Origin of the sequence: Enterobacter genomosp. O, from assembly GCF_001022965.1 — a bacterium.
Classification (GTDB): Bacteria; Pseudomonadota; Gammaproteobacteria; order Enterobacterales; family Enterobacteriaceae; genus Enterobacter; species Enterobacter cloacae_L.
Genome location: NZ_LECZ01000024.1, coordinates 212,669 through 229,886, shown reverse-complemented (window position 1 = coordinate 229,886; position 17,218 = coordinate 212,669). Strand labels below are relative to the sequence as shown.

At 54.7% G+C, this 17,218-nt stretch carries 10 protein-coding genes; 4 read left to right on the top strand and 6 right to left on the bottom strand.

The genetic code is table 11. From position 1 onward, the window contains the following. Positions 1 to 231 precede the first annotated feature (231 nt). Together glpT and glpQ are read left to right on the top strand one after the other, a co-directional pair. On the top strand, positions 232 to 1,584 hold the full coding sequence (glpT, locus tag ABR39_RS08615) for a glycerol-3-phosphate transporter (RefSeq protein WP_047346601.1): 1,353 nt from the start codon (positions 232 to 234) through the stop codon (positions 1,582 to 1,584). An 11-nt stretch (positions 1,585 to 1,595) separates the two neighbouring features. Then, entirely contained in the window at positions 1,596 to 2,648 is a 1,053-nt protein-coding gene (gene glpQ, locus ABR39_RS08610) for a glycerophosphodiester phosphodiesterase (RefSeq protein ID WP_047346600.1), read from the top strand. Positions 2,649 to 2,750: 102 nt separating this feature from the next. On the opposite strand, the gene yfaE is transcribed toward glpQ, so the two are convergent. The 4 genes from yfaE to ubiG all read right to left on the bottom strand — a co-directional run bounded on the left by yfaE (position 2,751) and on the right by ubiG (position 7,604). Further along, complete coding sequence (yfaE, locus tag ABR39_RS08605) at positions 2,751 to 3,005, bottom strand: class I ribonucleotide reductase maintenance protein YfaE (protein WP_025757202.1); 255 nt, start codon at positions 3,003 to 3,005, stop codon at positions 2,751 to 2,753. Then, positions 3,005 to 4,135: a class Ia ribonucleoside-diphosphate reductase subunit beta gene (gene nrdB, locus ABR39_RS08600; RefSeq protein WP_047346599.1), complete on the bottom strand. Its 1,131-nt coding sequence runs from the start codon at positions 4,133 to 4,135 to the stop codon at positions 3,005 to 3,007. Before nrdB ends, yfaE begins: the two co-directional genes overlap by 1 nt. Before the next feature lie 105 nt (positions 4,136 to 4,240). Continuing rightward, positions 4,241 to 6,526: a class 1a ribonucleoside-diphosphate reductase subunit alpha gene (gene nrdA / locus ABR39_RS08595; protein ID WP_023312513.1), complete on the bottom strand. Its 2,286-nt coding sequence runs from the start codon at positions 6,524 to 6,526 to the stop codon at positions 4,241 to 4,243. Between the two features lie 349 nt (positions 6,527 to 6,875). Continuing rightward, complete coding sequence (gene ubiG, locus ABR39_RS08590) at positions 6,876 to 7,604, bottom strand: bifunctional 2-polyprenyl-6-hydroxyphenol methylase/3-demethylubiquinol 3-O-methyltransferase UbiG (RefSeq protein WP_039263205.1); 729 nt, start codon at positions 7,602 to 7,604, stop codon at positions 6,876 to 6,878. Positions 7,605 to 7,750: 146 nt separating this feature from the next. On the opposite strand from ubiG, the gene gyrA reads away from it, so the two are divergent. Together gyrA and rcsC are read left to right on the top strand one after the other, a co-directional pair. Next, positions 7,751 to 10,387 carry a DNA topoisomerase (ATP-hydrolyzing) subunit A gene (gene gyrA, locus ABR39_RS08585; RefSeq protein ID WP_047346598.1) on the top strand — a complete coding sequence of 879 codons (2,637 nt, stop codon included), beginning with the start codon at positions 7,751 to 7,753 and terminating at the stop codon, positions 10,385 to 10,387. Between the two features lie 135 nt (positions 10,388 to 10,522). Beyond that, entirely contained in the window at positions 10,523 to 13,369 is a 2,847-nt protein-coding gene (gene rcsC / locus ABR39_RS08580) for a two-component system sensor histidine kinase RcsC (RefSeq protein WP_047346597.1), read from the top strand. Between the two features lie 88 nt (positions 13,370 to 13,457). Here rcsC and rcsB read toward each other — a convergent pair whose 3' ends face one another. Further along, a complete protein-coding gene (rcsB, locus tag ABR39_RS08575) occupies positions 13,458 to 14,108 on the bottom strand; it encodes a response regulator transcription factor RcsB (RefSeq protein WP_003859405.1) in 651 nt (216 codons plus the stop codon). Positions 14,109 to 14,124: 16 nt separating this feature from the next. Next, entirely contained in the window at positions 14,125 to 16,797 is a 2,673-nt protein-coding gene (gene rcsD / locus ABR39_RS08570; protein WP_047346596.1) for a phosphotransferase RcsD, read from the bottom strand. Positions 16,798 to 17,218 lie beyond the last annotated feature (421 nt).

Below are 17,218 nucleotides of genomic sequence, written 5' to 3'. Positions count from 1 at the left end.
TATCATTTAGCCACATGAAAACTGTGGTTTGTTTGATTTCGAACACAAACGAGCGAAATACGAAAGTGAAACGTGATTTCATGCGCTTTTTTGCGCATTCTGTCATATTTCTGTAACAATCTGTGCGTTGATTCACAGTAACAATCACTGTGATTTCTTAACATCGCGACCTCTCTGGAGTATGGGGCAGTTAAACCCCTGTAAATTCAATTTTTGGCCACGGAGGCTGTCATGCTCAGTATCTTCAAACCTGCGCCGCATCGGGCGCGTCTGCCAGAGGCAGAAATTGATCCGCTATACCGCCGTCTGCGTTGGCAAATTTTCCTGGGGATCTTCTTCGGGTACGCGGCGTACTACCTTGTTCGTAAAAACTTTGCGCTCGCCATGCCGTACCTGGTAGAGCAGGGTTTTTCGCGTGGCGATCTGGGGTTCGCGCTGTCAGGTATTTCCATCGCCTACGGTTTTTCCAAATTCATTATGGGTTCAGTGTCCGACCGCTCGAACCCGCGCGTGTTTCTGCCGGCCGGCCTGATCCTGGCGGCAGCGGTTATGCTGTTTATGGGCTTTGTGCCGTGGGCAACCTCCAGCATTGCCGTCATGTTCGTGCTGCTGTTCCTCTGCGGCTGGTTCCAGGGTATGGGGTGGCCGCCGTGCGGACGCACCATGGTGCACTGGTGGTCGCAGAAAGAGCGCGGCGGTATCGTGTCGGTGTGGAACTGCGCGCATAACGTGGGTGGCGGCATTCCGCCTCTGCTGTTCCTGCTGGGGATGGCCTGGTTCAACGACTGGCACGCGGCGCTCTATATGCCTGCCTTTGGCGCCATCGTGGTGGCGATTATTGCCTTCGCCCTGATGCGCGACACGCCGCAGTCCTGTGGTCTGCCGCCGATCGAAGAGTACAAAAACGACTATCCGGATGATTACAGCAAGGAGCATGAAGAAGAGCTGACCGCAAAACAGATCTTCATGAAGTACGTCCTGCCGAACAAGCTGCTGTGGTACATCGCGGTAGCGAACGTGTTCGTTTACCTGCTGCGCTACGGCATTCTGGACTGGTCACCGACTTACCTGAAAGAGGTGAAGCACTTCGCGCTGGATAAATCTTCGTGGGCCTACTTCCTGTATGAATATGCGGGGATCCCGGGCACGCTGCTTTGCGGCTGGATGTCGGACAAAGTGTTTAAAGGCAACCGCGGTGCGACAGGCGTCTTCTTTATGACTCTGGTGACCATCGCCACCGTAGTGTACTGGCTCAACCCGCCGGGCAACCCGTCAGTAGATATGGCCTGTATGATCGTTATCGGTTTCCTGATTTACGGTCCGGTTATGCTGATCGGTCTGCACGCGCTGGAGCTGGCACCGAAGAAAGCGGCAGGCACGGCGGCAGGCTTTACCGGTCTGTTCGGCTACCTGGGTGGGTCGGTCGCGGCGAGCGCCATCGTGGGCTATACCGTTGACTTCTTCGGCTGGGACGGCGGCTTTATGGTGATGATTGGCGGTAGCGTGCTGGCGGTACTGCTGCTGATTATCGTGATGATCGGTGAGAAACGTCACCACGCGGAAGTGCAGGCACGTCGTCAATAAGGAGCATTGCCATGAAATTATCTTACGTAACAACCGGCCTGCTGCTGGCGGGCCTGATGACAGGCTCCGCGCTGGCGGCAGATAAAATCGTCATCGCCCACCGCGGTGCCAGCGGCTATCTGCCGGAGCATACGCTGCCGGCAAAAGCGATGGCCTATGCGCAGGGCGCGGATTATCTGGAGCAGGACCTGGTGATGACGAAGGACGACCAGCTGGTGGTCCTGCACGATCATTATCTTGATCGCGTGACGGACGTGGCGGAGCGTTTCCCGGACCGCGCCCGCAAAGATGGCCGCTTCTACGCTATTGATTTTACCCTGGATGAGATCCGCTCCCTGAAGTTTACCGAAGGCTTCGAGATTGAAAACGGCAAGAAGGTGCAGGTCTATCCGGGACGTTTCCCGATGGGCAAATCCGACTTCCGGATCCACACCTTCCAGGAAGAGATTGAGTTTGTTCAGGGGCTGAACCACTCGACCGGGAAAAATATCGGTATCTACCCGGAAATCAAAGCGCCGTGGTTCCACCACCAGGAAGGGAAAGACATTGCCGCGAAAACGCTGGAGGTGCTGAAGCAGTACGGCTACTCCAGCAAGAAGGACAATGTTTACCTGCAGTGTTTTGACGCCGCTGAGCTGAAGCGCATCAAAACCGAGCTGGAGCCGAAGATGGGGATGAACCTCAATCTGGTGCAGCTGATTGCCTATACCGACTGGAATGAAACCCAGGAGAAGCAGCCGGACGGCAAGTGGGTGAACTATAACTACGACTGGATGTTTAAGCCGGGTGCGATGAAGCAGATTGCGCAGTACGCCGACGGCATCGGGCCGGATTACCACATGCTGGTGGCGGAGGGCTCAACGCCGGGTCACGTGAAGCTGACAGCGATGGTGAAAGAGGCGCATGCCAGCAAGATGCAGGTCCACCCGTACACGGTGCGTGCAGACCAGCTGCCGCCGTATGCCACGGACGTGAATCAGCTTTATGAGGTGTTGTATAACCAGGCGGGCGTGGACGGACTGTTTACGGATTTCCCGGATAAAGCGGTGACGTTCTTAAAATAGTTTTGTAGGTCGGGTAAGGCGAAGCCGCCACCCGACAATCAGGCTCTGCGGCCTGATGCCCTCACCCTAACCCTCTCCCACAGGGAGAGGGAAACAGGGCAATCACATCTCGATCTCAATGTCGCCTTTTGCCCTGCAGCAGCAGGGCAAAATTTCCCCTTCGTTGATAAAGGCCAGCGGTTCGGTCAGCCAGTCCACCTGGCCTGCGACCAGGCGGCAGCGGCAGGAGCCGCAATAGCCTTCACGACACTGGTACTCTACCTCCACCTGATGCGCTTCAAGCGCCACCAGCAGGGAAGGGTGCTCTTCCTGGCACAACACTTCGGTGCCCGAAAGGCTCAGCGTTACGCGCGTCATCAGAGCTGGAAGTCGCTCAGGTCGTCAGTGTTGACTTCAGAATCAATCTGACCGACCAGGTAAGAACTCACTTCCACTTCCTGCGGCGCCACCTGCACGTTATCGGACACCAGCCAGGTGTTGATCCACGGGATTGGGTTAGAGCGCGTCTGGAACGGCAAATCGAGACCGACGGCCTGCATACGGATGTTGGTAATGTACTCAACGTACTGGCACAGAATGTCTTTGTTCAGGCCAATCATGGAGCCGTCGCGGAACAGGTAGTCTGCCCACTCTTTCTCTTGCTGAGCCGCCAGCACGAACAGGTCATAGCACTCCTGCTTGCACTCTTCGGCGATTTCAGCCATTTCCGGGTCGTCCGTACCGCTGCGCAGCAGGTTCAGCATGTGCTGGGTGCCGGTCAGGTGCAGGGCTTCATCACGTGCAATCAGACGGATGATTTTGGCGTTGCCTTCCATCAGCTTGCGCTCGGCAAAAGCGAAGGAGCAGGCGAAGCTCACGTAGAAGCGGATTGCCTCCAGCGCGTTAACGCTCATCAGGCACAGATACAGCTGTTTTTTCAGCGCGCGCAGGTTCACGGTAACGGTTTTGCCGTTCACGTTGTGCGTGCCTTCACCCAGCAGATGCCAGTAGCTGGTCATCTCGATCAGCTCGTCGTAGTAGTGGGAAATGCCTTCCGCGCGCTTCTGGATCTGCTCGTTGGTGACGATATCGTCAAACACCACCGCCGGATCGTTCACGATGTTGCGGATGATATGGGTGTAAGAGCGGGAGTGGATCGTCTCGGAGAACGCCCAGGTTTCCACCCAGGTTTCGAGCTCAGGAATCGAGATCAGCGGCAGCAGCGCCACGTTCGGGCTACGGCCCTGAATGGAGTCCAGCAGCGTCTGGTACTTCAGGTTGCTGAGGAAGATATGCTTTTCGTGATCCGGCAATGCCTGGAAATCAATACGATCGCGGGAAACGTCCACTTCTTCCGGGCGCCAGAAGAAGGAGAGTTGCTTTTCAATCAGCTTTTCGAAGATGTCATATTTTTGCTGATCGTAGCGTGCCACGTTGACCGGCTGGCCGAAGAACATCGGCTCTTTGAGCTGGTCGTTTTTCGTCTGTGAAAAGGTGGTATATGCCATGAATGTGTCCTGTGGTGTTATTTCCCTCACCCCGGCCCTCTCCCACAGGGAGAGGGGGAAAGAGTTCCCTCTCCCTGTGGGAGAGGGTTAGGGTGAGGGGATTTATTAGATCTTACATGCGCCGCTTTCGCAGCCATCGTCCTGAATTGACGGAACCATGTCGTCCTGGGCGTCTTCCGCACCATCACGGGTATTGTGATAGTACAGGGTTTTCACGCCAAATTTATAGGCGGTCAGCAGGTCTTTCAGCAGCTGCTGCATCGGAACCTTGCCGGACGGGAAGCGCGTTGGGTCATAGTTGGTGTTGGCAGAGATCGACTGGTCGATAAACTTCTGCATGATACCCACCAGCTGCAGATAGCCGTCGTTGTTAGGCATTTCCCACAGCAGCTCGTAGTTGTTGCCCAGCGTCTCGTAATCCGGTACCACCTGACGCAGCACGCCGTCTTTCGAGGCTTTAATGCTGACGTGGCCGCGCGGTGGCTCAATACCGTTGGTGGCGTTAGAGATCTGCGAAGAGGTCTCGGACGGCATCAGGGCAGAGAGCGTGGAGTTACGCAGGCCGTGAGTCTTAATGGACTCGCGCAGGCCTTCCCAGTCGAGATGCAGCGGCTCGCTGACAATCGCGTCCAGGTCTTTCTTGTAGGTGTCGATTGGCAGAATGCCTTTCGCGTAGGTGGTCTCGTTGAACCACGGGCACGCGCCTTGCTCTTTCGCCAGCTCGTTGGAAGCTTTCATCAGGTAGTACTGAATGGCTTCAAACGTCTGGTGCGTCAGGTTGTTGGCGCTGCCATCAGAATAACGCTTGCCGTTTTTCGCCAGCCAGTAAGCGAAGTTGATCACGCCAATACCCAGGGTACGGCGGCCCATGGCACCGCGTTTGGCTGCCGGGATTGGGTAATCCTGGTAATCCAGCAGGGCGTCGAGGGCACGTACGGCCAGCACGGCCAGCTCTTCCAGCTCGTCCAGGCTCTTAATCGCACCCAGGTTGAACGCGGACAGCGTACACAGCGCGATTTCACCGTTTTCGTCGTTCACGTCTTCCAGCGGTTTGGTCGGCAGGGCGATCTCCAGGCACAGGTTAGACTGGCGCACTGGCGCAACAACCGGATCAAACGGGCTGTGGGTGTTGCAGTGGTCCACGTTCTGGATGTAGATACGGCCGGTAGAAGCACGTTCCTGCATCATCAGGGAGAACAGGTCTACCGCCTTCACGCGCTGTTTGCGGATGCTGTCGTCTTTTTCGTATTTGGTGTACAGACGCTCGAACTCGTCCTGATCGGCGAAGAAGGCGTCATACAGGCCCGGGACGTCGGACGGGCTGAACAGGGTGATGTCTTCGCCCTTCAGCAGACGGGTGTACATCAGCTTGTTGATCTGCACGCCGTAGTCCATGTGACGCACGCGGTTGCCTTCCACGCCGCGGTTGTTTTTCAGAACCAGCAGGCTTTCCACTTCCAGGTGCCACATTGGGTAGAACAGGGTCGCTGCACCGCCGCGCACGCCGCCCTGAGAGCAGGATTTCACTGCCGTCTGGAAGTGTTTATAGAACGGGATACAGCCGGTGTGGAACGCTTCACCGCCGCGAATCGGGCTGCCCAGCGCACGGATGCGACCGGCGTTGATACCGATACCGGCGCGCTGGGAAACGTATTTCACGATGGCGCTGGAGGTGGCGTTGATGGAATCCAGGCTGTCACCACACTCAATCAGTACGCAGGAGCTGAACTGACGGGTTGGGGTACGCACGCCAGACATGATTGGCGTAGGCAGAGAAATCTTGAACGTCGATACCGCATCGTAGAAACGCTTCACGTATTCCAGACGGGTGTCGCGCGGGTAGTTAGAGAACAGGCAGGCAGCCACCAGAATATAGAGGAACTGGGCGCTTTCGTAGATCTCACCGGTTACGCGGTTCTGAACCAGGTATTTGCCTTCGAGCTGCTTCACTGCCGCATAGGAGAAGTTCATATCGCGCCAGTGATCGATAAACCCGTTCATCTGCTCGAACTCTTCTTCCGTATAGTCTTCCAGCAGATGCGTGTCGTATTTGCCCAGCTCGACCATTTTCACCACGTGATCGTACAGCTTAGGCGGCTCAAACTGGCCGTAGGCTTTTTTACGCAGGTGGAAAATCGCCAGACGTGCAGCGAGGTACTGATAATCCGGTGCTTCGCGAGAGATCAGATCCGCCGCTGCCTTGATGATGGTTTCATGGATATCAGACGTTTTGATGCCGTCGTAGAACTGGATGTGGGAACGCAGTTCAACCTGGGAGATAGATACGTTGTTCAGTCCTTCTGCTGCCCAGTCGAGAACTCGATGGATTTTGTCCAGATTGATACGCTCGGTGGTACCGTCGCGCTTTGTCACCAGCAGACTCTGATTCATGTGGGGTTTACCTGTCCGTGAAATAAAAAAAATATCCCCCGCTTATCCACAGATCCGTCTTGTGACTAACTCTGTGGATAAATACTACATATAGGGGGTTTGCGATAAGAAAAACGCTATATGGTGAGTATTCTAGTATCGAATCTTTTCAGCACAAGGGTTGATTTTGACGTTAAATTGAGGTTGTGAAAGGGTAAAAAAGGCTAAGTCCTCGTACCGTAAGGCCTGGAAGACATGTCAATAATTAAGAAAAAAAATTCAAAATTTGATCGAGTGCTGATTTCTTCAACGGGAGGTCAGAATTGCGCAACATGATGTCGCGCAATCTTTATAAGAATAACGAATGACGTTAGTCGTTTTTGGCGGTGGTATGCAACATATAGTTAACATCCACGCCCGGTGCGAGCTTGAATTTATCGGTCAGCGGATTGTAGTGCAGGCCGGTGATGTGTTGCTCTTTGAGCCACGTCTGGTCAACCCAGCTTAACAGCTCCGCAGGCTTGATGAATTTCTTCACGTCGTGCGTGCCTTTCGGCACCATGCGCAGCACATACTCCGCGCCGACGACGGCCATCAGCCAGGCTTTACCGTTACGGTTGATGGTCGAGAAGAAGACCTGGCCGCCCGGTTTCACCAGTTTTGCACAGGCGTGCACCACGGACTGCGGATCGGGAACGTGCTCCAGCATCTCCATGCAGGTCACCACATCGTACTGGTGGGCATGTTTTGCCGCGTGTTCTTCGACGGTTTCCTGCACGTATTCCACCTGGATGCCGGATTCCAGCGCATGAAGACGGGCAACCTGCAGCGGTTCAAAGCCCATATCGAGGCCAGTGACGTTCGCCCCTTCGCGCGCCATGCTCTCAGCCAGGATACCGCCGCCGCAGCCTACATCGAGCACTTTCTTACCGAACAGACCGCCGGAACGCTCCGCGATATAGCCCAGACGCAGCGGGTTAATGCGATGCAGCGGTTTGAACTCACCTTCGAGATCCCACCAGCGGGACGCCACCGCTTCAAATTTGGCAATCTCTTCGTGGTCAACGTTGTGAGCCACCGGGGATTTTTCGGCATTCATGGGCGCTTTTACTCCTTATTTAGCAAGACAAAGGAGTATATCAGGCAATCCCTGTGAATAAAGCGTATAGGTTTACCTCAATCACCTCGGCTGTGTTATAATTTGCGACCTTTGAATCCGGGATACAGTAGAGGGATAGCGGTTAGATGAGCGACCTTGCGAGAGAAATTACACCGGTTAACATCGAGGAAGAGCTGAAGAGCTCCTATCTGGACTATGCGATGTCGGTCATTGTTGGCCGTGCGCTGCCGGATGTCCGCGATGGCCTGAAGCCGGTACACCGTCGCGTACTATACGCCATGAACGTATTGGGCAATGACTGGAATAAAGCCTATAAAAAATCTGCCCGCGTCGTGGGTGACGTCATCGGTAAATATCACCCGCATGGTGATACCGCCGTGTATGACACCATCGTTCGTATGGCGCAGCCATTCTCCTTGCGTTACATGCTGGTAGATGGTCAGGGTAACTTTGGTTCTGTTGACGGCGACTCCGCAGCGGCGATGCGTTATACGGAAATCCGTATGTCGAAAATCGCCCACGAGCTGATGGCCGACCTGGAAAAAGAGACCGTTGATTTCGTCGATAACTACGACGGCACCGAGCGCATTCCTGATGTTATGCCAACCAAGATCCCGAACCTGTTAGTGAACGGTTCGTCCGGTATCGCGGTCGGTATGGCAACCAACATTCCGCCGCACAACATCACCGAAGTGATCAACGGCTGCCTGGCCTATATCGACGATGAAGACATCAGCATTGAAGGGCTGATGGAACACATCCCGGGTCCGGATTTCCCGACGGCGGCGATCATCAACGGTCGTCGCGGTATTGAAGAAGCGTACCGCACCGGTCGCGGCAAGATTTACATCCGTGCCCGCGCCGAAGTGGAAGCGGACGCCAAAACCGGCCGTGAGACCATCATTGTTCACGAGATCCCGTATCAGGTGAACAAAGCGCGTCTGATTGAAAAAATCGCCGAGCTGGTAAAAGAAAAACGTGTTGAAGGTATCAGCGCGTTGCGTGACGAGTCTGATAAAGACGGTATGCGCATCGTGATTGAGATCAAACGCGACGCGGTGGGTGAGGTTGTGCTGAACAACCTGTACTCCCAGACTCAGCTTCAGGTCTCCTTCGGTATCAACATGGTGGCACTGCACCATGGTCAGCCGAAGATCATGAACCTGAAAGAGATCCTGAGCGCGTTCGTGCGTCACCGCCGTGAAGTGGTGACCCGTCGTACCATCTTCGAACTGCGCAAAGCGCGCGACCGTGCGCACATCCTTGAAGCGCTGGCCGTTGCCCTGGCTAACATCGACCCGATTATCGAGTTGATTCGCCGTGCGCCGACGCCGGCAGAAGCGAAAGCCGCCCTGATCGCGCGTCCGTGGGAGCTGGGTAACGTGGCCGCCATGCTTGAACGTGCGGGCGACGACGCTGCGCGTCCTGAGTGGCTGGAGCCTGAATTCGGCGTGCGTGACGGTCAGTACTACCTGACTGAACAGCAGGCCCAGGCGATTCTGGATCTGCGTCTGCAGAAACTGACCGGCCTTGAGCACGAAAAACTGCTCGACGAATACAAAGAGCTGCTGGAACAGATTGCCGAGCTGCTGCATATCCTGGGTAGCGCAGATCGCCTGATGGAAGTGATCCGTGAAGAGCTGGAGCTGGTCCGCGATCAGTTCGGCGATGAGCGTCGCACCGAAATCACCGCGAACAGCTCTGATATTAACATTGAAGACCTGATCAACCGTGAAGACGTGGTGGTTACCCTGTCTCACCAGGGCTATGTGAAGTATCAGCCGCTGACCGACTACGAAGCACAGCGTCGTGGCGGTAAAGGCAAATCGGCAGCGCGTATTAAAGAAGAAGACTTTATTGACCGCCTGCTGGTGGCAAACACCCATGACACGATCCTCTGCTTCTCCAGCCGGGGCCGTCTGTACTGGATGAAGGTCTATCAGCTGCCGGAAGCGAGCCGTGGCGCGCGTGGTCGTCCAATCGTTAACCTGCTGCCGCTGGAAGCGAACGAACGTATCACCGCTATTCTGCCGGTACGCGAATACGAAGAAGGCGTGAACGTCTTTATGGCCACCGCCAGCGGTACCGTGAAGAAAACCGCCCTGACCGAATTCAGCCGTCCGCGCTCTGCGGGGATCATCGCGGTGAACCTGAACGAAGGCGATGAGCTGATTGGCGTTGACCTGACTTCCGGTTCTGATGAAGTCATGCTGTTCTCTGCCGCCGGTAAAGTGGTGCGCTTTAAAGAGAACGCCGTCCGCGCAATGGGCCGTACCGCTACGGGCGTTCGCGGTATCAAACTGGCGGGCGAAGACAGCGTCGTTTCTCTGATCATTCCGCGCGGTGAAGGGGCAATCCTGACCGTGACGCAGAATGGTTACGGTAAACGTACGGCGGAAGGGGAATACCCAACCAAGTCTCGCGGCACGCAGGGCGTTATCTCTATCAAGGTGACCGAGCGCAACGGTTCCGTTGTTGGCGCGGTGCAGGTGGACGATGCCGACCAGATCATGATGATCACGGATGCCGGTACGCTGGTGCGTACCCGCGTTTCTGAGATTAGCGTGGTGGGCCGTAACACCCAGGGCGTGATCCTCATCCGTACTGCGGAAGATGAAAACGTGGTGGGTCTGCAGCGTGTTGCCGAGCCAGTGGATGACGAAGAGCTCGACTCCATCGACGGTAGCGTCGCGGAAGGTGATGATGATATCGCACCGGAAGCCGACACCGACGATGACGTAGCGGATGACGCTGACGAGTAATGTCTCCTGATGCAAAAAAGGGCCGAATTCCGGCCCTTTTCTTTTGCAGAAGCAGATAAGTCAACGTTGCGACCTGGCGCGTTTACCGCTACCTTAACCACATTCTTTTGACCCCGACGGCGGAGCCTCGCCCCTTTGAAATACCTCGTCTCCTTTCGTAATACGCTGAAAGTTTCTCGCTATCTGTTTCGGGCGCTGGCGCTCTTGCTTTGGCTGCTGGTGGCCTTGTTCTCGGTATTTTACATCGTTAACGCGCTGCACCAGAAAGAAGCGGAGATCCGCCAGGAGTTTAATTTAAGCTCCGACCAGGCCCAGCGCTACATTCAGCGAACGTCTGACGTGATGAAGGAGCTGAAGTATATTGCCGAAAATCGCCTGACGGCGGAAAACGGTATTCTTGCGCTTCGCGGGCGTAACGACAAAACTGAAGTTCCGGACTTCCAGCCGCTGTTCCCGGACTCCGACTGCTCCACCATGAGCAATACCTGGCGCGGGTCGCTGGAATCGCTTGCCTGGTTTATGCGCTACTGGCGCGACAATTTCTCCGCCGCCTATGACCTGAACCGCGTATTCCTGATCGGCAGTGAAAATCTCTGCATGGCTGACTTTGGCCTGCGCGATGTGCCCGTTGAGCGTGATGACGCGCTGAAAAGCCTGCATGAACGTATTGTGAAATATCGCAATGCGCCGCAGGACGAGCGCGGGAATAACATCTTCTGGGTTAGCCAGGGCCCGCGCACTGGTGTGGGTTATTTCTACGCCCTGACGCCGGTTTATCTGGGAAATCGCCTGCAGGCGCTGCTGGGGATTGAGCAGACCATTCGCATGGAAAACTTCTTCACTCCAGGCAGCCTGCCAATGGGGGTGACCATTCTTGATGAAAATGGTCATCAGCTGATCTCGCTTGCCGGGCCCGATAACCGTTTAAACGTCGAACCGCACTGGATGCAGGAGCGGTCGTGGTTTGGCTATACCTCAGGTTTCCGCGAGCTGGTGTTGAAGAAGAGCCTGCCGCCTTCGTCGCTGAGTATTGTCTATTCGCTGCCGGTGGATATGGTGCTTGAGCGGATACGCATTCTTATCATGAATGCCATTCTGCTGAACCTGATCGCGGGTGGGGCGCTGTTCACCCTGGCGCGCATGTATGAGCGGAAAATCTTTATTCCTGCCGAAAGCGATGCTCAACGGCTGGAGGAACACGAGCAGTTCAACCGTAAGATTGTCGCGTCGGCCCCGGTAGGGATCTGTATTCTGCGTACTCAGGACGGGACAAATATCCTGAGTAACGAACTGGCGCATAACTACCTGAACATGCTGACGCATGAGGACCGGCAAAGGCTGACGCAAATTATCTGCGGCCAGCAGGTTAACTTTGTCGACGTGCTCACCAGCACGCACACCAACCTGCAGATTAGCTTTGTCCATTCCCGCTATCGTAATGAAAACGTGGCGATTTGCGTGCTGGTGGATGTCTCCGCGCGCGTAAAAATGGAAGAGTCTTTGCAGGAGATGGCACAGGCCGCAGAGCAGGCGAGTCAGTCGAAATCCATGTTCCTTGCCACCGTCAGCCACGAGCTGCGTACGCCGCTGTATGGGATTATCGGTAACCTCGATCTGCTCCAGACGAAAGAATTGCCGAAAGGGGTCGACAGGCTGGTGACGGCGATGAACAACTCCTCCAGCCTGCTGCTGAAAATCATTAGCGATATTCTCGACTTCTCTAAAATTGAGTCTGAGCAGCTGAAAATCGAACCGCGGGAATTCTCGCCGCGCGAGGTGATGAACCATATCAGCGCCAACTATCTGCCGCTGGTTGTGCGTAAACAGCTGGGGCTTTACTGCTTCATCGAACCGGACGTGCCGCTGACGCTGCACGGCGATCCGATGCGCCTGCAGCAGGTCATCTCTAACCTGCTCAGCAACGCCATTAAATTCACCGATGTTGGCTGTATCGTGTTGCACGTCTGCCGGGCGGGGGATTACCTGAGCATTCGCGTGCGGGACACGGGGGTGGGCATTCCGGCGAAAGAAGTGGTTCGTCTGTTCGACCCGTTCTTCCAGGTCGGTACCGGCGTGCAGCGTAACTTCCAGGGCACCGGCCTGGGGCTGGCGATTTGTGAGAAGCTTGTCAGCATGATGGACGGTGATATCTCGGTTGATACCGAGCCCGGCATGGGCAGCCAGTTCACCATCCGCATTCCGCTCTATTCGGCGCAGTATCCGGCGAAAGCGACGCTTGACGGGCTGAGTGATAAGCGCTGCTGGCTGGCGGTGCATAATGCTTCACTGAATGACTACCTGACGGCACTGCTCACCTATAGCGGTATCAGGGTGTGCAGCTATGAAGGTCAAACGCCGGACGTGGACGATGTGCTGATTGCCGACGAGATGCTGGAACAGCCGTGGCAGGGGAGAGGAACGGTGCGCTTCTGTCGTCGCCACATTGGCATTCCGGTTGAGCGCGAGCCGGGAGAATGGATACACAGCGTTGCAACGCCGCATGAGCTGTTGAGCCTGCTGGCGCGCATCTACAAGGTGCAGCTGGAAGAGAGCGACAGCGCGGGCGGATTGCCATCACCGGATTCTCTGGCGTCGGTGAATGACGATATGATGATTCTGGTGGTTGATGACCATCCGATTAACCGCCGCCTGCTGGCAGACCAGCTCGGATCGCTTGGCTACCAGTGCAAAACTGCTAATGACGGCGTGGATGCGCTGAATGTGCTGAGTAAAAATCACATTGATATTGTGCTTAGCGACGTCAACATGCCTAACATGGATGGTTACCGCCTGACGCAGCGCATCCGGCAGCTTGGCCTGACGCTGCCGGTGGTGGGCGTAACGGCGAACGCGCTGGCGGAAGAGAAACAGCGCTGTCTGGAGTCAGGAATGGACAGCTGTCTGTCGAAACCGGTGACGCTGGACGTGCTGAAGCAGACGTTGTCGATTTACGCAGACCGCGTGAGAAAAACCAGAATATAAAAAAGGCCCGTAAGGGCCTTTTACTTTTCACCCTCTCCCTGTGGGAGAGGGACGGGGTGAGGGCATCAGGCCGCACACCCGTTCGGGATCAATCCTTATCCGTTGCGCTCAGCGTAACGGAGGAGAGATAGTTCAGCAGAGCAATATCGTTGTCCACGCCCAGCTTCATCATTGCTGATTTCTTCTGGCTGCTGATGGTTTTAATACTGCGGTTCAGTTTCTTGGCAATTTCGGTGACCAGGAAACCTTCTGCGAACAGGCGCAGAACTTCGCTCTCTTTTGGCGACAGGCGTTTGTCACCGTAACCCCCCGCGCTGATTTTCTCCAGCAGACGAGAGACGCTCTCAGGCGTGAACTTCTTGCCTTTCTGCAGCGCAGCAAGCGCTTTTGGCAGATCGGTCGGTGCGCCTTGTTTCAGCACAATCCCTTCGATATCCAGATCCAGCACGGCGCTCAGGATCGCCGGGTTGTTGTTCATGGTCAGAACAATGATCGAGATGTCCGGGAAGTGGCGTTTAATGTATTTGATGAGCGTGATCCCATCACCGTATTTGTCCCCAGGCATGGAGAGATCGGTAATGAGCACGTGTGCATCAAGCTTTGGGAGGTTATTGATCAGTGCTGTAGAGTCTTCAAATTCACCGACTACATTCACCCACTCGATCTGTTCAAGTGATTTGCGAATACCGAACAGTACAATCGGATGGTCATCGGCAATAATTACGTTCATATTGTTCATGTATAAGGCTACCTTGCTACAGCAAGCTTTTGACGTAGGCGTCAATGTCGCTGATGTATTTTTCAATGCCAGAGGCATCTTTCTCACGAATTAGATGTTCCAGCGTTTCACATAACTGCTTGCCGGGAACCAGATTAAGCATGGCAAACACCCCTTTAAGCCGGTGTGCTGTCTGTGCCAGCGCTGCAAAATCATTCGCAGCGGACTCAGTATACAACCGCTTAACATCATCTGGTACTGTATCAACAAAGAGTGAATAATATCCGCTGGCGTGAAGCTCGGCATTTTCATTGCCGCCTAACGGTGATTCCGCTATCTCTTCCTGCGCCAACTGCTCTTCTATTAGTTGTAGTACAGCTTCCTGCATCGCATTGCTTATATTAAAGTTGACGCGCAGCTGGCCAGGGCCGATTTTCCGCACGCCTGACTCATCATCGCTTAAAAGCAAGCCGGAGGCAGTAAGATTAGACGGATTATCAGTTAAAAACAGATCATATTCTTGACTTGCAAGCCTTTCATCCGGCGTGATGCAGGCCGCACCCCAGTTTTCTAACTGACGAACCACAATATTGCGGATCTCATTCGAGGTCACATCAACCATCACCACGACATCATCCAGCAGACGTTCTTCATCTTCTTCCTGCGGATTGGCGGGCATTTTGACGTGCAGAGAATAACGGGTACCGAGAGATTCACGGGCTTTAATATTCAGATGACCGCCGAGCTTACGCGCCAGCTGATCGCACAGCCAGAACGTCAGCGCATTGGCCTTGCCGTAGCGATCGCTTTGCGTGTCATTCAGGAACGGGAAGTGCAGATTATCAATTTCACTCGTCGTTACCCCTTCCCCGGTGTCCAGAATGCGGAACGTCAGGCGATCTTCTGCCGACTCGTCCGTACTGACTTCGAGGGTGATCTTACCGATCTGCGTGGTGGTCACGGCATACTGAATAATCATCAACAGAATGCGACGCAGCGCTTCACGATCGCCGTGGCGTACGTCATTCGCGGACAAACGGTTATTAATCAGCAGCTGCAGCCCTTTACGCTTAATCACGGGCAGAACTTCCGGAACTACTTCATCGATCAGATCCTGAATGGAGAAGAGGGTTGGCGTTCCCTTCCAGAAGTCATTCTCCAGCATGTTCGCCAGCTGGATCTCATCAACCATACGCACCAGCGAGTCGGCCTGGCAGGCAAGCTGGTGGCTTTCAGAGGTGTTTAGCGCCGCTGCCTGGGTCGCCAGCGTTTTTAACGGCTGCTTGAAGGCATCGCCAATGTTTTGCATAAATGCGGCTCGCCCCTGCTGGTTTTTCTCATACAGCCTTTGCGCCTGCTTGAGCTTTTTATTCACCAGCACTTCGCGATCCTGATCGCGGATAATAAAGATTTGCGTACGCGAGGCCACCTGGCTGCGGAACTGACGGATCTCGTACAGCTCGTTATTAATCGTGGCCTGAATGACCCCCTGATGCTGATCCGCCATGGTGGTGATGTTCTGCAGGTTCAGATGCGGCAGCAGATGGTCAGCAATTTTGTTGCTCATCACCGTACGATTCGCTTCCTGATCGTGAACTAACACCCCGAGCGGCAGCACGGAAACAATCTCTTCATTCAGCGCACGCAATACGCGCAGCTCATTGCCGGTACCGGCCGGAACCGTAGAGGCGTCGCTCTGCCGTCCCGTCTGGAAGCGGAACGTGCTGTAGCCAAACAGGGCCAGCGCCAGCAGGCCGATATTCAGCAGCAGAGGCAGCAGGATATTTTGCAGGGTGTCGAGTAACAGCGTGCCAAACGGGACCTGCCACACCAGACGCATGCCGGTCGAGTTGAGCGACGAGGCAATTTCGATTTTCGAACCGTTAAAGGAGATCGATACGCTCTCTGCGGCCTCTTTGTCAGGCGCCGAACGCATATTCTGGGTACTGCTGTCTGGCTCCAGACGGAAGCTGTCGAGCGGCATGTCCGGCGGAATTAAATCATTAATCGGTAAATCGAAGGCCACAACCGTTGCCAGATGCCCCGGCTGGTTAAAGGTGGTACGCAGGGTAAAGTAATGTCCATTTTGCCATGCCAGCCGGCGCAGTGATGAGAAGCTCTCACGTTCATCAAGGGCGTTGGCCTGCTGCAGCATCTCTGCCCGGCGGGAATCGACAATGCTACCCACGGTCGTCTCTTTAAATCCGGAAGAGAGATCTTTCAACGGCAGCGTTGAGATCAGGATCATGCTGTTGTCCTGACCGTTCAGATAGTACATCGACCACGGTACCGTTTCGGCACCCCAGAGGGTATCCAGATAGGTCGAAATGCGCTGGGTCATCTCAAGCGTCGCGCTGTCGTGAGAGCCAAAGATAAGCGCCTCAGTCTTGCGCTGCGGTTTTTCGAGGTAATAGACATCCTGCTTAAGCCGCGTTTCCTGAAGCCCATCCCCGGATGAAGATGCCGGTGCTGCCGCGATGTTGTCGTATATCTGCCAGGTGGCGTAGCGCCAGGTATCAATGCGCTTGTGCACGGCGTGGGTGATATCAACGACCTGATAGCTCTTATCCTTCAGCCAGGCGTTAACCGCGCTCTGTACCATCACCCCCATTGTGACTAACAGCACAACGATCAAAAGAAGAAAGAAACGGGTGATGCTCCCGGGAAGGAGGGAGAATTTGCTCGGGGCGGTAGTTTCAGTCTGACTCATTGATATCTTTAACCCGTTATGGTCGTGCTCTGTGGCGATAGGGCAGTATAAAGGGTAATAACTGAATTTCCAGCGCCACTGTCCTGGAACAGGCGACTTTTTCAACCAACAATATCGGCGGTGAGGAGTGCAGTAAACATGTACAAACGCGCCCTGCGCGTACAGATATAACGCATTATCAGCCGATAAATAGCACGAATTAACAAGAAATTAAGTTTTGCATCAATGGCGTGCTTTCGGTGGCTTCACGAAGAGAATTTAGTTAATAGTCGTTACAATTACGCAGCGGTAGCACAAAAAAAGGGAAGTTACGTAAAGAAAGGTAAAAAAAAACCGAATGCGAAGCATCCGGTTGAATTAGGGATAAACAGACATTCAAAGCTGAATGACGGTAATAAATAAAGTTAATGATGATAGCGAG

Excerpts from the sequence above, each read along its gene's own strand:
- glpT (WP_047346601.1), top strand. The coding sequence starts at position 232 with ATGCTCAGTATCTTCAAACCTGCGCCGCATCGGGCGCGTCTGCCAGAG.
- glpQ (WP_047346600.1), top strand. The coding sequence starts at position 1,596 with ATGAAATTATCTTACGTAACAACCGGCCTGCTGCTGGCGGGCCTGATG.
- yfaE (WP_025757202.1), bottom strand. The coding sequence starts at position 3,005 with ATGACGCGCGTAACGCTGAGCCTTTCGGGCACCGAAGTGTTGTGCCAG.
- nrdB (WP_047346599.1), bottom strand. The coding sequence starts at position 4,135 with ATGGCATATACCACCTTTTCACAGACGAAAAACGACCAGCTCAAAGAG.
- nrdA (WP_023312513.1), bottom strand. The coding sequence starts at position 6,526 with ATGAATCAGAGTCTGCTGGTGACAAAGCGCGACGGTACCACCGAGCGT.
- ubiG (WP_039263205.1), bottom strand. The coding sequence starts at position 7,604 with ATGAATGCCGAAAAATCCCCGGTGGCTCACAACGTTGACCACGAAGAG.
- gyrA (WP_047346598.1), top strand. The coding sequence starts at position 7,751 with ATGAGCGACCTTGCGAGAGAAATTACACCGGTTAACATCGAGGAAGAG.
- rcsB (WP_003859405.1), bottom strand. The coding sequence starts at position 14,108 with ATGAACAATATGAACGTAATTATTGCCGATGACCATCCGATTGTACTG.
- rcsD (WP_047346596.1), bottom strand. The coding sequence starts at position 16,797 with ATGAGTCAGACTGAAACTACCGCCCCGAGCAAATTCTCCCTCCTTCCC.